The organism is Myroides profundi, from assembly GCF_000833025.1.
In the GTDB taxonomy this organism is placed as follows: domain Bacteria; phylum Bacteroidota; class Bacteroidia; order Flavobacteriales; family Flavobacteriaceae; genus Flavobacterium; species Flavobacterium profundi_A.
In genome coordinates, this window is sequence record NZ_CP010817.1 from 3,076,165 (window position 1) to 3,090,697 (window position 14,533).

The following is a 14,533-nucleotide window of genomic DNA, read 5'->3' on the forward strand; positions in this document are numbered from 1 at the left end:
TAAGATTACATTCGGTCTGGTACAGCGATTCCCAATAATGAGAACGCATCCTTAATCACCATTCCTACTTTTTCTGACAATTGTACTCTAAACGCTTTTAACACAGCATCTTCTTCTCCTAGAATAGATACCGTTTGATAAAAAGAGTTATACTCTCTTACTAATTCATATACATAATTAGCTATAAGAGCAGGGCTATGTGTACGAGCAGCATCCTGAATCACTACAGGGAACTCCTCTAATAACTTTAATAATTCTTTCTCTTTAGGGTCTAATGTGATACCTTTTATTTCTGATGTATAATCGAAGTCTGCCTTTCTTAAGATAGATTGGATACGAGCATACGTATACTGAATAAACGGTCCTGTATTTCCTGCAAAATCAACTGATTCTTTAGGATTAAACATCATCCCTTTACGAGGATCTACTTTTAGGATAAAGTATTTTAATGCACCTAAGCCTATTGTAGTAAATAGCTGAGTACGCTCTTCTTCAGAGTACCCCTCTAGTTTACCTAATTCTTCTGAGATAGACTTAGCGGTGTCAGTCATTTCTTGGATTAGTTCATCTGCATCTACTACAGTTCCCTCTCTACTTTTCATCTTACCTGATGGTAACTCTACCATTCCATAAGATAAATGATATAAACTCTCAGCCCAGTCAAAACCAAGACGTTTAAGAATTAAAAACAGAACTTTAAAGTGATAATCTTGTTCATTACCTACAGTATATACCATACCTCCTACATCGCCGAAATCATTCACACGCTGTATAGCTGTACCGATATCCTGTGTCATATATACAGAAGTACCGTCTCCACGAAGTACTAACTTCTCATCTAATCCTTCTTCTGATAAGTCTATCCATACAGAGTTATCCTCTTTTTTGAAGAATACTCCCTGCTCTAGACCTTTCTCTACCTCATCTTTACCTAATAAATAAGTATTGCTTTCGTAGTATACTTTATCGAAGTCTACCCCTAAGTTTTTATACGATACCGCAAAACCATCATAAACCCATTGGTTCATTGTTTTCCACAATTCAATAACCTCAGGTTTATTATGTTCCCAATCTACAAGCATCTGTTTTGCTTCTTTAATGATTGGAGCTTCTTTCTTAGCTTCGTCTTCAGACATACCTTGAGCCATTAATTCTTTGATTTGGCTCTTGTACTCCACGTCAAACTTCACATAGTAGTTTCCTACTAACTTATCTCCCTTAAGTCCAGTAGACTCAGGAGTCTCTCCATTACCATACTTCTGCCAAGCCAACATAGACTTACAGATATGGATACCTCTATCGTTAATGATCTGTGTTTTATAAACTTTTTTACCAGAAGCCTTTAATATCTCAGCTACTGAATATCCTAATAAGTTATTTCTAACATGACCTAAGTGAAGAGGCTTATTCGTATTAGGAGAAGAATATTCTACTAATACAGACTTATCACCAGGTGTAGGAGTTACATATCCGAAGTGCTCTTCACTGCGTATTGCGTTAAAGAAATCGATATAGTAACTATCTGAAACAACTAAATTTAAAAAACCTTTTACTACATTAAACCGTTCTATTACAGAAGTATTCTCTACTAAGTACTCACCTATCTTCGTTCCAATCTCTACTGGGTTTCCTTTTATCTGTCTTAGAAAAGGAAAGATAACTACAGTAATATCACCCTCAAACTCTTTTCTTGTCGCCTGATACTCAACTTTATCTACAGTAGCACCGTATAATTGTTGAATCGCCTTCTCTATCTGCGGAGTTAAAATCTGATTTAATGTCATTTTGATTAATTTAATTAAAGGAGCAAAGATAATTTATATTTCTTCATTTCAAGAAGAGTATAGAAGGAATTTAAACATTTCCTTTAGAATTTATTACCATTCCCATCTTAAAAACAACTGTCTAAAATACAATATTTTATCTCAAAAAACAACCTCATTTCCTCCTTTAAAATAAACAAACAATTGTTAAAGCATCTAACAGCCTTATCAAAATTCTGCTTACAATATTCATAAAGTAACATCAATCTCCTCACTACTGCTTAAATAAAAAGTCCTCATAAATACAATTACATTCTCCTTGACTATTCAACCTCTTTTCACTTCGCTTATTTCACTACATTTACCCTACCTATTAAAACCTATTTATAATAGTGAAATAAAAAGACCTACATAGCCTAAAACTGATAGTATGAAAAGCATTCTTCTTCCCAACGACTTCATCACTGATGTCACTGAACAGATAACTATATTTGATTATCATACTAGACAGGAGATCTCTAAACAACAAGTAATTTTAAATCAAAACACTTTTAGTTTTTTAGTTGAAGGAACAAAGGAAGTATGGTCTGACAACTCTTTTGAAGCACTAGATAACTCCAAATTCATCCTTATGAAAGCTGGTCATTGTTTAATGACCGAAAAACTATCTAATACAGCTAATTACAGAAGTATCCTCTTGTTCTTTGACAATGAATTGATACTTAACTTTATCTCTAAATACAAGATAGAACTAGTAGAAAATAAAAGTACTCACTCTATCCATACTTTTAACTACGATAACTTCAGTAAGCACTTTGTAAAAAGTCTAATGGATATAGCTAAACTATCTCCCTCTATCCAAAAGAGATTACTAAATATAAAACTAGAAGAGATCATGCTATACCTCATTGAGATCAATGGACCAGCATTTCTTCAATCCTTTATAACTAACAACAATAATAAAAGTTTAAAGTTCACACAGACAATAGAAAAGAATATCTTAAACAAACTCACTCTATCTGAGCTAGCCTTTCTGTGCAATATGAGCGTATCTACTTTCAAACGAGAATTTGAAAAACACTATGGCGACTCTCCTAGCAGATGGTTTCAAAACAGAAGATTAGAATATGCACATACCCTACTTACACAGCATGCAACTACTGCATCAGAAATCTATCTAAAGGTAGGTTATGAGAATGTATCTAGTTTTATACAAGCGTATAAATCCAAGTATAATATCACTCCTAAACAAAGTCAAAAACAATGAGCTTCTAGCAACATTTTTTGACCCAATCCCGCTAACTCCTACTATAGACCTTACTATAAATTTGCCCTAAACATTTAATCATAACACAATGAAAGCTGCAAATTTTATAATCGGGCTAGTACTAACACTATCGACTAGTGTTTTTGGACAGAACACCTTTACATTATCTAGTAAAGATCTAGGTGGAGAAACAACTAAACAACACGAATTTAATGGTTTTGGATGCGATGGAGAGAATCAATCTCCTCAGTTATTTTGGCACAATGCTCCTAAAGATACCAAGAGCTTTGCCATCACGATGTATGATCCAGATGCACCTACGGGAAGTGGTTTTTGGCATTGGGTAGTCTTTGATATTCCTAGCAATATAAACGAACTAGTAACTGATGCAGGGAAAGTCAACTCTCCTCTATTACCTAAAGGTACTATACAGAGCCTTACAGATTATGGAATAAAAGGTTTTGGTGGACCATGTCCTCCTGTAGATCATGGATATCACCAATACATCATAACAGTACATGCCCTTAAAACGGATAAACTAGGACTAGATGGAAATACTACTCCTGCCATTGTAGGCTTTAACTTATGGGCAAACACCATCGCAAAAGCGAGTATTATAGCGTACTATAAACGATAATACATATTTATAAATAAGCAAAGCGACTCCTGATACACCAGAAGTCGCTTTGCTTATTTTTTATTACAGAGTCCATCCACTAATAACTATTTTGCCACTCATAATACCCTCTCCATACATATTCATACACTTTCAAAATAGGTTCCCCATGAAAGCTCTGTTGTCTATGATATTCATCATCTCCTTTAATAACCTCATCAAAACTAGGTGATATAATATATACCTTGACATTTGCTTGCTCTATTAAATTCAGATAGTACATCCAATTATCAATTAATTTTTTTGAACTATCCTTCTCAGTAATAAATGCTTTTTTATAAAGCTCTGTATCTCTAATACTTTCAGGAATATCGTCGATGATTAGAGTAACACTCTTTAGATCGTCCTTCCATTTCACAGCTAATTGCTGGGCAATATTACTAATTTCACCATCTTTATCTTTTTGAGGAAGCCCAAAGAAACTCAGTTCAGCATTTTTATTTTTCTCTTTTAGCTTAACGAACAACTCTTTTATAGACTTTTTATCCCATTCTTTTTTTTCAAGCACTATACCTTGTGTCTCCATATTAGTATCTACATAGACATAAAAATCATTAAATACCAAATCATCAATATTTGCAACACTCTTATTAATTACCTCACTATTGCTTATTTGGAATTCTTTATAATCGTACGTAGTATCTTTATACGTTCTCAGGTCTACCGTTCTATAAGAAGTATATATTTGATCTGTATACTGTGTACTTTCCCCAGAAGAAAACATATTCTCCATAGCTACCATACTTTTATAATCTTTCAGATAGGCTGGTCTTTTTTGTGTATAATCTAAATTCGACAAGTCCATTGTCGTAAAGCTATGTTTAACCTCTTCTTGTTTCAAAAACAACTTCTTAACGCCTTCATCATACTCTTCTTTAGATATAGGTAAGTACTTAAATACAAAATCTTTAGTCGGCTGAGATGTACCTACATAGTGAAACGTTATCATAAGAGTATCATTCTTTAACTGAACTTTATAAATACTATCTAATAGAGAACGTCCATCATTATATGTAGCTCCCGTAAAACTCTTAAAATTCTCCAATGATTCCCTAGTTTTTATTGGAAAATCAGTAATTACATCACCATCTTCTATTTTTAGATAAGGAACTACCTCAGCGATAAACTCCATATACCCTAATGTAGCTCCAAACATTAGGCTATTATCTACTTTACTAAAAGAAACAGCCTTATAATGACCATCTTTAGGTGGTTGACTACATCCTAAGAAACAACAAAACACTAAACTTATTAATAAAACATTGCTAAATCTTCTAAAGATATTGTCTACATTTTTAAACATATTGCTTCTATTTTTAAACATAACAAGCTATTACTTCTATTTTATCTACCAACACTACCATCTTATCTACCTCCCATCACCCTAGCTAATACTCTACCTAAAGTTTTTTCAAAGCCTTTGCGAACTACTTCTGCTCTTTCTTTTTTATCTAACCAACCTGTCATTTCTTTATTAAATGCTCGTTTAGAAGGAACTCTCACATACACCTTCTCTTCTTCCTCTAGCTCCTTATCCATCATAGATCTTCTTATACTATACATCTCTTCATATTTATCTCTCACAGAGGACTTCTCTTTCACCTTAAAGCTTGCATAGAACCTCACATCTGCATGTATTAAATACAGCTCAGGATTTCCCTCTAAATATATTATAGACGCAGGACTCGCAAAGTGAATAGTAGATAGAACTGACTGCCCATATACACAAGGCATCCCTAGTAAAATCAACAAATAAAAACACACTTTACCCATAATACAACTATATTAGAACAACTACAATTAAGGCAATATTCCGATAAGAAGATCGAGAAATAGGTTCTGTAAAAAGGATAAATCCTGATCATACTCTCTTACATACCCATTATCTGGAGACACATCCACAGCTACTCCGTTATTAAACTTAATATTCCTGTTCAATAAACGATATTTATTGTACATCAGTTCTTCTAACTCATATTTCTCTTCATATCTATTAGTCTTAGCAGGAGTATGCTTGGTTTTAAAACTAGTAAAAAACCTCACCTGAGGATCTTCTAAATACATTTTAGGATTACTGTTGAGATAAAGTATAGAGGCAGAACTAGTAAAACTAGGCTTAGGCAGAACAGCCTGCCCATATATACAAGGCATCCCAATCAGTAATAATAGATATAAATACATATACTTCATAACTCAAAAATAAGACTCTTTATTTAATAAAAACTGTCAAAATATTTCATTATCTCACCAAATATTATTTCTGAGATAGATTACATCTTGATAACATCAGTAAAATCATCTAGCTAACCACAAATCATAAAAACGGACTCTTAATCAGAATTCTGTGAAGGAGGCATCGCTTCTAGTATAGACCGAGGTTCTTCTCCTGTGTTTTCATCTAGAGGTGCTACTTCCTTATCCCTGCTCTTCTCACTTCCATAGAAGCCAGGTGGAGCCCACTTCTTCTTAGGTCTATTCTCTGTGAGCACTACTTTCTCAGGCTCTTTATGTGGTTCTATATCTAGTGGTTCCTTCTCTTTTACATCTACTCTTTTAGTAGACACACTTGACTTTATCACCTTCTCTTGCTCAGCTATTAATTTTTCATTCACAACCACCTCTTCTTTCACCTCTATGCTTTGCTCCCCTTCTTCAGTGAGTTGCTCAGTATGCTCTCCTAACTGTGTTATCCCGTGGTAGGCACTTGTGCTGATCACTTTATCATCTGCTGATTTCCACACACTCCAGAAATGAACCTTCCCTTCTTTCCACTCCTTAGGTAGATCAAAGTGAATATACCTATCCTCCCTCTTCGCGATTGATCTTATCTCTGTCACCACATCTAACGATTCGCTATAGGCTACGATAGATAATCTATCCGTATCTTTAGTCAATACATTCGTGATACTATTATCCCATTGTACCTTTATGCGTCCTGTCTTCAGTTGATTTATTTTCTTTATGACTGCTGGTGGTAGTGGCCCCATCGAGACTAATACCTTCGCAATATCAATACACGGTTCGCCTTCTACCTTAACGATTCCTTCTTTCATCAGCATAGAGATTAGTTGCTCTTTTCCTGTCGCCATTTTATTATTCAGTACAGCCTGTGGGTAATGCTCATTTACGAAGTTTTTAAACTTACTCACAAAGCTAGATACAACCCCTAATTTACTTCGTTGGAGTACTTGAGCCTCTGTCGCTAGTTTATGTGACTTACGAGGCTTAGAACGTATAAAATAACGTCCTCTCCACATAAATCCTACTACCGTGCCCACTGTACCATGTACACCTCCTAATATTCCATCTTTTATCTCAGCCATAATTAATGTTGTTTAGTTGTGATATTATTAGTTTATCAAGGCTAATCACAATTGTCTTCTCTCTATTTTTCTTATCACAAGATATAAAAAACAGTAACACAACTATTTAACTAATCAAATAGCTTTTACCCAGATTAAACATTGACCAAATACTACAAAGCAATTCTACTTCAGATCTCTTTCATTAACTCTAAAAACACACTATAGTATGCTTTTAGAGCTAATTCAGACCTATTTTTCATTTATATGTCTATCACTTATTCTGGGTTTTAAAAAAAGTAAAGACTATTTATCAAGTATCAACAACAATAATCTTTTTAAAATAACAATTAACAAATAATCCATTACAGCAGATTTACATTTATAGTAACTCTAGCTACACTTTTACTTCATGAACAACACTCTATCTACAAGAGAAGCATTCGTCGACTAATAATTCTCTAGTCCACCATTTATGGGTTATAGTCCACTAATTGTCGAGAGACTAAAGGAAAACATAGACTTACAAAGGGATAGAACAATGTATATGTGAAACAAAACATCAATACTAAAAAACGTATAGTACTGAAAAACAAATCAATAAACAAAAAAGAGGCACAAAAAAAGTGTAGTTGTTTTTTACCTTTCTCTCATACAAAAGGCAATATCAATAGAGTATTGGCTAAAAAAGGATCTAGAAAAGCTATTCCTGAAGGCTATATAGCTCTACGAAGAAGAGAATAATAAAAAAGGGAGTGTATATTTTTCTAAGCAAGCAGACCTTAAAAGAAGATTACTGATATGATAAGTATATCACATCTCTAAGATCAAACTCATAAGAGTGGTACAGCATAGTAATCCCTATAAACGAAAGAACAGTAATCACTTTAGGTCAAAAAAAAAGCTTCACTGTATAGTGAAGCTTAGGATGTGGGCGATGAGGGATTCGAACCCCCGACCCCCTCGGTGTAAACGAGGTGCTCTGAACCAACTGAGCTAATCGCCCAAAATATTATTTTTAAACAAACTTGTCTTGTGGGCGATGAGGGATTCGAACCCCCGACCCCCTCGGTGTAAACGAGGTGCTCTGAACCAACTGAGCTAATCGCCCAAAAATGTTTTAAATAACTTGGTGTTATTGTGGGCGATGAGGGATTCGAACCCCCGACCCCCTCGGTGTAAACGAGGTGCTCTGAACCAACTGAGCTAATCGCCCAAAAGAATTTTAAATAACTTGGTATTGTTGTGGGCGATGAGGGATTCGAACCCCCGACCCCCTCGGTGTAAACGAGGTGCTCTGAACCAACTGAGCTAATCGCCCTAAGTATTTAAACAATTTTGGATAAAAACAATATTTTGAAAATGGTGGGCGATGAGGGATTCGAACCCCCGACCCCCTCGGTGTAAACGAGGTGCTCTGAACCAACTGAGCTAATCGCCCATTTCCTTTTTAAGAACGTGTAATCGTTTGTTGATTACGGGTGCAAATATACGACTGTGATTTTACTTTGCAAGCTTTTTTGAATATTTTTTTTATAAAATTTCAGCTACCACAAATGTGCTCCCCCCTATATATATCAAGTCCTCAGCACCTGCTACCTCCTTCGCTTTTGCGTAAGCATTTGGTATTGAACTACAAACCTCTCCCTTCAAACCAAACTCACTCGCTTTAGCAGCTAAAATCTCAGGTTCTAGCCCGCGTAAATTATCTGGCTTAGCAAAAAAATATTTTGCCTCTTTTGGCAATAAAGGAAGAATAGAATCTAAATCTTTATCATTCACCACACCAAAAACAACATACAAATCACGGTAATTTTCGTGTTTTAGCTGATTCATCACGATAGTTAACCCATGAGAATTATGTGCAGTGTCTGTAATTATCTTCGGATTCTGACCTAAAACTTGCCATCTACCCAATAATTTTGTGTTCTGTACTACATGAAGAAGCCCTTCTACTTCGGCTTTTTCTGTTATTTCGAATGATTTTCTTAGTAATTCTATGGCTTGTCTTACAGTTCGGATATTAGATTTCTGATAATCTCCTTTTAGATCTGAGACTAATGTGTTGTCTATATAAGTATCTTGAGCAAAATAGATATCTGCAGACATCTCTTTTGCCTTACTTATAAATACAGGTTGTGTATGCTCATTATACTCTCCTATCACTACAGGCACACCTTTCTTTATAATACCTGCTTTCTCACCTGCGATAGCTTCAAGTGTATCTCCTAAGAATGCTGTGTGATCCTTACCTATATTAGTAATTACAGAAATCAATGGGTTTATAACATTAGTCGCATCTAGACGACCTCCCATTCCCACTTCAATTACAGCTACGTCTACTTGCTCCTGTTTAAAGTATTCAAAGCACATACCTACTGTCATCTCAAAAAAGCTCAACGAGTTCTCTTCAAAAAAGGGTTTATTACGTCCGATAAAGTCAATCACAAAAGACTCTGATATCTCTACCCCATTGATCTTGATACGCTCTCTAAAGTCCTTTAGGTGTGGAGAAGTGTATAACCCTACCTTATATCCTGCTTCTTGTAGAATAGAAGCGATCATAGAAGAGGTAGACCCCTTTCCATTAGTACCTGCTATATGTATCGTCTTTAGGCTATCTTGAGGATTGCCTAAATGATTGATTAGTTTTATTGTATTGGATAAATCTGCTTTATAAGCTATTGCCCCTTTTTGTTGATACATTGGCAATTGATTAAACATCCATTCTAAGGTTTCTTGATAATTCATATTCAAAAAAATAGGACTACTGTCCTACTTTAAAATTAATAACTATAAATCCGACTTGAATATTCGGTGCGTTGTCATCTGCTTTCCATCTAAATGTCTTGGCAGTAGCAATAGCTGCATCTGTAAGACATTTAGCAGAGTTAGTTGTCCCTTTAGTATGTTGTGCAGATACAACCTTTCCGCTCTTATCTACTCTTATCTCCACTACTACAGTTCCTACCTCATTACACTCAGGTACTACTTGTCCTCTATTGGCTAATGCACGTCCATTCAGTCCCCAACTAGTACCGTTACCACTACCATTCCCCTTACCGCTACCATAAGTAGAGTTAGAGTACATATCTCCATCTAGCTTTCCTTGATCTCCTCCTTTAGTAGAGTTCCCTTGTCCTTCAGACTTTTCTCCAGCTGTCTTCGGCCCATTAATAAGGCTAGCTAGAGCATCTGTTGTACTTTGACTAGGTTTTGGATCAGGTTTAGGTTTGACAACTTCTTTTTTAGGTTCTTCTTTTGCTTTTGGCTTATCCTCCGTTTTCTTTACTACAGGAACATCTACCTTATTTTGAGTAACAACAGGCTCAGCTGTTGTCTCAACAGGAGTAGCTACTTCAGGCTCTGGTTCCATAGCGATAGGTTCTGTTGGTTGTACATCCCCTTTCCCTACTTCGCTATTCCCAAAGTTAATAGCAATCTCCCCACCTAATAAATAAGGTTCTTTTTCCTGAACAGGAGTTATTATTTTATAAAAGAAAAACAACAAAAAAAGAAGTACAAAAACTGTTGAAGTAATTGCAAAAGCCTTTTTTTCACTTTCTGTTTGTAATATCTTCATACCTACTTTGGTTCCACTGCTAATACAATCTTATAATTATTGCGATAAGCAATATCCATCACAAATACTGCATCCTCTACAGGTACACCTTTAGCGACATGCAATACTACATTAGGATTTTCTATTGTATTTAATTTATTTTTCAGTCCCTCTTCTAGTTCTTCCGGCATTACTTTTAGCTCATTGATATAATAGTTAGACTGATCATCTACACTCACAGCTACAGTCTCCACTACATCAGCCTTACCATCAGAATTAGGAAGTATTAAATCTAGTGCGTTAGTACTGGTCATCGTAGTAATAGCTACCATAAAAAATATAAGCAATAAGAATACGATGTCTGTCATAGACGACATATTAAACTCTGCGGATACTTTATTTCTACCTCTTATGTTCATTATGCAGGATCATTTAATAGGTCTAAAAACTCTACTGCATTTGCCTCTAACTGATGTACAATCTTATCTATCTTACTCACTAAATGATTATACCCAACATACGATACAATACCTACAATCAATCCAAATACTGTAGTCATCATCGCAGTATAAATCCCCTCTGATAATACACTCATATCTATACGAGCAGAGCTAGCTGTAGACATCTCATGGAATGCCATCACCATCCCTACTACAGTTCCTAAGAATCCTGTCATTGGTCCTGCTCCAGATAATGTTGCTAATAGATTAATGTTCTTCTCCATCTTATACACTTCTAACTTCCCTGCATTCTCTATCGCAATATTAATATCCTGAAGAGGCTTCCCTATTCTAGATATTCCTTTTCCGATTAGGTGAGATACAGGTGTATTTGTGTTTGCACATAGAAGTTTAGCTTGATCTATCTTTCCTTGAGATAAGAACATTTTTATCTGAGCCATAAAGTTATCATCTATCTTAGACGCATTTTTTATAGCAAAGAAACGCTCTAAATATAGATACAGAGCCATGAATAGCATGATAAAAATAATAATCATAATAGCCTGCCCTATCGGCCCACCACTAAAGATAATCTCGCTAAGAGCTAGTTCTTTTTTAACGGCTGCTTCTCCAGCTTCTGCTGCATTAGCTAATTTCTGTGCTACTGCTGTTGTATCCACTTGTAAGAAATGAAACATAAATAATCTGAGTTTTAAAATTTTAAAAGTCTTTTTTCTGTTGTTCTATATTGTGCAAAATCGATATAGATTATTCTCATTCTATAATCTCATTTACTTCATGATAACGAAAAAAAATGAGATTTAATATTCAAAATATCAAAAAAAGTGAGATTTTGTCTTTATAATCATTTGCCATTATAGTTCAAAATGAGTTCAAAGATAAAATGTTTTGTATGTATAATTATACATAAACGCTATATTCTTTATATAACATTCATGCTAGTCATTATCCTAGGGTTATCACCCACTAATTAATACACTCGTATACAATACAATGCAAACATAATCTTCATCTTCTGAATAAGCTAATTTACCTGTGTATATACCTCGTGAATTCTACCTGAGCTATGATCATACTTGGCTCCAGTAACACTAGCTAAGACATTCACTTCATCTCTCAATTTTAATACTCCTAGTAAACCAAATATTATTGCTTCTTTATAATCAATCACTTCATCAGAAGGTCTTTCAAACAAAATACCTTTTGCGTGTGCCTTAATCCTACTAACTAAGTAATCATTTTTAGCTCCTCCTCCTGTTACTAATACACGCTGTCCTTCTTTAACACCGATACCCGCTGCAATTTGGATAGCAATATGCTCTACTAGCGTAGCTAAATAATCTTCTACAGATAAGGTGTATTTATTAAGAATAGGTTTTATATAAGCATTTAAGAACTCTATCCCCAATGATTTAGGTGCAGACTGCTTATAAAAATCAAGTGCATTTAATTCTCTTAGCAGGTCTTCATTAATCGTTCCTTCTGAGGCAAGCATTCCTTTATCGTCATACTCTAAGCCAAGTTTGGCCACTTGTTCATTAAGCAATGTATTCACTGCACTAATATCATAGGCTAATCTATAATTAAGCCTTCCTTCAAAAGAAATATTAGCAAATCCTCCCAGATTAAGACAAGCTTCGTATTCACTAAATAACAAGCGATCTCCTATAGGTACTAAAGGTGCTCCCTGTCCTCCTAAAAGAACATCTTGTACTCTAAAGTCACATATTACCTTCTGCTGTATTAAGTCAGCTAATATAGGCATATTCCCTATCTGTAAGGTATAGCCTAGCTCAGGCTTATGAAAGATAGTATGCCCGTGTGAGCATACAGCATCTATATCCTCTATCGTTTTATCTTTAATGAATTGATTAATCACAGTGGCTAAATAGGTAGTATAGCGTACATCTAATATTTCTATTTGTTTACTATCTAGATCGATTGCATTCTTTAATTGTTCTTTCCACTGAGCACTATAAGCGACAGTATCAGTACAGTGAACCTCAAAACTCCACTTACCACTTTCACAATTAAAAGTGATATAAGCCAGGTCTATTCCATCTAATGAAGTACCTGACATAACTCCGATGATATTATATTGGTATTTATTCATAGTATAAAGATTGGGTTTTTACTATAATCTACAAAGGTTTAAGTACAATATTCGTTACATTATTCACTTATCAATACAAGTTCTTTAAAATAACAAACATTGTTTCGTTCAAAAATAAATTATAATCATTTTATGCATCAAATTTAAACAGAATCTAAATTGAATAATTGTTTTAAATCAATTATATTTGAGAGCTACAAAAATTAGAACAACTAAAAAATTAAGAGACTATAAATGGATTTTAAATTTACAGAAGAGCAATTGATGATTCAGCAAGCTGCTCGCGACTTTGCTCAAACAGAATTATTACCAGGTGTAATTGAAAGAGATGAACATTCTAAATTCCCAACAGAACAAGTTAAAAAACTTGGTGAACTAGGATTCTTAGGAATGATGGTAGATCCTAAATACGGAGGTAGCGGTCTAGACAGCGTATCTTATGTATTAGCTATGGAAGAAATTGCAAAAGTAGATGCTTCTGCTGCTGTAGTTATGTCAGTAAATAACTCATTAGTATGTGCTGGATTAGAAAAATATGCTAGTGAAGAACAAAAACAAAAATACCTAGTACCTCTAGCTTCAGGACAAGTAATCGGTGCATTCTGTTTATCAGAGCCAGAAGCAGGGTCAGATGCTACATCTCAAAAAACTACTGCTGTAGATATGGGAGATCACTATGTACTAAACGGTACTAAAAACTGGATCACGAATGGTAGTACAGCTGACTACTATATCGTAATCGCTCAAACTGATGTAGAGAAAAAACACAAAGGAATCAATGCATTCATCGTTGAAAAAGGATGGGCTGGTTTTGAAATCGGAGCTAAAGAACAAAAAATGGGAATCAGAGGATCTGATACACATTCATTGATGTTCACAGACGTAAAGGTTCCTAAAGAAAATAGAATCGGAGAAGACGGATTCGGATTTGCATTCGCAATGAATGTATTAAACGGAGGACGTATCGGTATCGCATCTCAAGCATTAGGTATCGCTCAAGGTGCATACGAATTAGCATTAAAATACTCTAAAGAGCGTAAAGCTTTTGGTACTGAAATTATCAACCACCAAGCGGTTGCATTTAAATTAGCTGATATGGCTACTCAAATCACTGCTGCTAGAATGCTTTGCTTCAAAGCTGCTGCTGAGAAAGATGCAGGTCAAGATATCTCATTATCTGGTGCTATGGCTAAGTTATTCGCTTCTAAAACAGCAATGGATACAACTATCGAAGCTGTACAAATCCACGGAGGTAATGGATATGTAAGAGAATATCACGTAGAAAGAATGATGCGTGATGCTAAGATCACTCAAATCTATGAAGGCACTTCTGAGATTCAAAAGATCGTTATTTCTAGAGCTATTGCTAAATAAGTAATACTCAATCCT

13 protein-coding genes and 5 tRNA genes are annotated in these 14,533 nt (G+C 34.9%); 3 read left to right on the forward strand and 15 right to left on the reverse strand.

Features of this window, described 5'->3' with window-relative positions:
* Positions 1–5 precede the first annotated feature (5 nt).
* On the reverse strand, positions 6–1,784 hold the full coding sequence (gene argS / locus MPR_RS13485) for an arginine--tRNA ligase (RefSeq protein WP_006265894.1): 1,779 nt from the start codon (positions 1,782–1,784) through the stop codon (positions 6–8).
* Between the two features lie 409 nt (positions 1,785–2,193).
* On the opposite strand from argS, the gene MPR_RS13490 reads away from it, so the two are divergent.
* Complete coding sequence (locus MPR_RS13490; RefSeq protein WP_041893387.1) at positions 2,194–3,030, forward strand: helix-turn-helix domain-containing protein; 837 nt, start codon at positions 2,194–2,196, stop codon at positions 3,028–3,030.
* Positions 3,031–3,118: 88 nt separating this feature from the next.
* Entirely contained in the window at positions 3,119–3,667 is a 549-nt protein-coding gene (locus MPR_RS13495) for a YbhB/YbcL family Raf kinase inhibitor-like protein (RefSeq protein ID WP_041893389.1), read from the forward strand.
* A 79-nt stretch (positions 3,668–3,746) separates the two neighbouring features.
* Here the strand turns inward: MPR_RS13495 and MPR_RS13500 are convergent, their stop codons facing one another.
* The 14 genes from MPR_RS13500 to MPR_RS13575 form a co-directional block, all read right to left on the reverse strand.
* Entirely contained in the window at positions 3,747–5,009 is a 1,263-nt protein-coding gene (locus MPR_RS13500; protein WP_041893391.1) for a hypothetical protein, read from the reverse strand.
* 62 nt (positions 5,010–5,071) lie between these two features.
* Positions 5,072–5,458, reverse strand: a complete 387-nt coding sequence (locus MPR_RS13505) for a hypothetical protein (protein WP_235280453.1) — start codon at positions 5,456–5,458, stop codon at positions 5,072–5,074.
* Positions 5,459–5,506: 48 nt separating this feature from the next.
* Positions 5,507–5,896 carry a hypothetical protein gene (locus tag MPR_RS13515; RefSeq protein WP_041893394.1) on the reverse strand — a complete coding sequence of 130 codons (390 nt, stop codon included), beginning with the start codon at positions 5,894–5,896 and terminating at the stop codon, positions 5,507–5,509.
* A gap of 140 nt (positions 5,897–6,036) precedes the next feature.
* Positions 6,037–7,029, reverse strand: a complete 993-nt coding sequence (locus MPR_RS13520; protein WP_041893397.1) for a DUF6266 family protein — start codon at positions 7,027–7,029, stop codon at positions 6,037–6,039.
* A gap of 910 nt (positions 7,030–7,939) precedes the next feature.
* Positions 7,940–8,014: transfer RNA gene (locus tag MPR_RS13530), tRNA-Val, on the reverse strand.
* Between the two features lie 30 nt (positions 8,015–8,044).
* Positions 8,045–8,119: transfer RNA gene (locus MPR_RS13535), tRNA-Val, on the reverse strand.
* Between the two features lie 30 nt (positions 8,120–8,149).
* A tRNA-Val gene (locus MPR_RS13540) sits at positions 8,150–8,224 on the reverse strand.
* Positions 8,225–8,254: 30 nt separating this feature from the next.
* Positions 8,255–8,329: transfer RNA gene (locus MPR_RS13545), tRNA-Val, on the reverse strand.
* Between the two features lie 42 nt (positions 8,330–8,371).
* A tRNA-Val gene (locus MPR_RS13550) sits at positions 8,372–8,449 on the reverse strand.
* A 92-nt stretch (positions 8,450–8,541) separates the two neighbouring features.
* Positions 8,542–9,759: a bifunctional folylpolyglutamate synthase/dihydrofolate synthase gene (locus MPR_RS13555; RefSeq protein ID WP_041893401.1), complete on the reverse strand. Its 1,218-nt coding sequence runs from the start codon at positions 9,757–9,759 to the stop codon at positions 8,542–8,544.
* A gap of 16 nt (positions 9,760–9,775) precedes the next feature.
* Positions 9,776–10,591: an energy transducer TonB gene (locus tag MPR_RS13560; RefSeq protein WP_006258673.1), complete on the reverse strand. Its 816-nt coding sequence runs from the start codon at positions 10,589–10,591 to the stop codon at positions 9,776–9,778.
* A 2-nt stretch (positions 10,592–10,593) separates the two neighbouring features.
* Positions 10,594–10,989, reverse strand: coding sequence for an ExbD/TolR family protein (locus MPR_RS13565; protein ID WP_025124722.1), 396 nt, complete (start codon positions 10,987–10,989; stop codon positions 10,594–10,596).
* A complete protein-coding gene (locus MPR_RS13570) occupies positions 10,989–11,708 on the reverse strand; it encodes a MotA/TolQ/ExbB proton channel family protein (RefSeq protein ID WP_025124723.1) in 720 nt (239 codons plus the stop codon). Before MPR_RS13570 ends, MPR_RS13565 begins: the two co-directional genes overlap by 1 nt.
* Positions 11,709–12,055: 347 nt before the next feature.
* A complete protein-coding gene (locus tag MPR_RS13575; RefSeq protein WP_041893403.1) occupies positions 12,056–13,144 on the reverse strand; it encodes an anhydro-N-acetylmuramic acid kinase in 1,089 nt (362 codons plus the stop codon).
* Positions 13,145–13,378: 234 nt separating this feature from the next.
* Between MPR_RS13575 and MPR_RS13580 the strand changes: the two genes are divergently transcribed.
* A complete protein-coding gene (locus tag MPR_RS13580; RefSeq protein ID WP_006258677.1) occupies positions 13,379–14,518 on the forward strand; it encodes an acyl-CoA dehydrogenase in 1,140 nt (379 codons plus the stop codon).
* Positions 14,519–14,533: the final 15 nt, after the last annotated feature.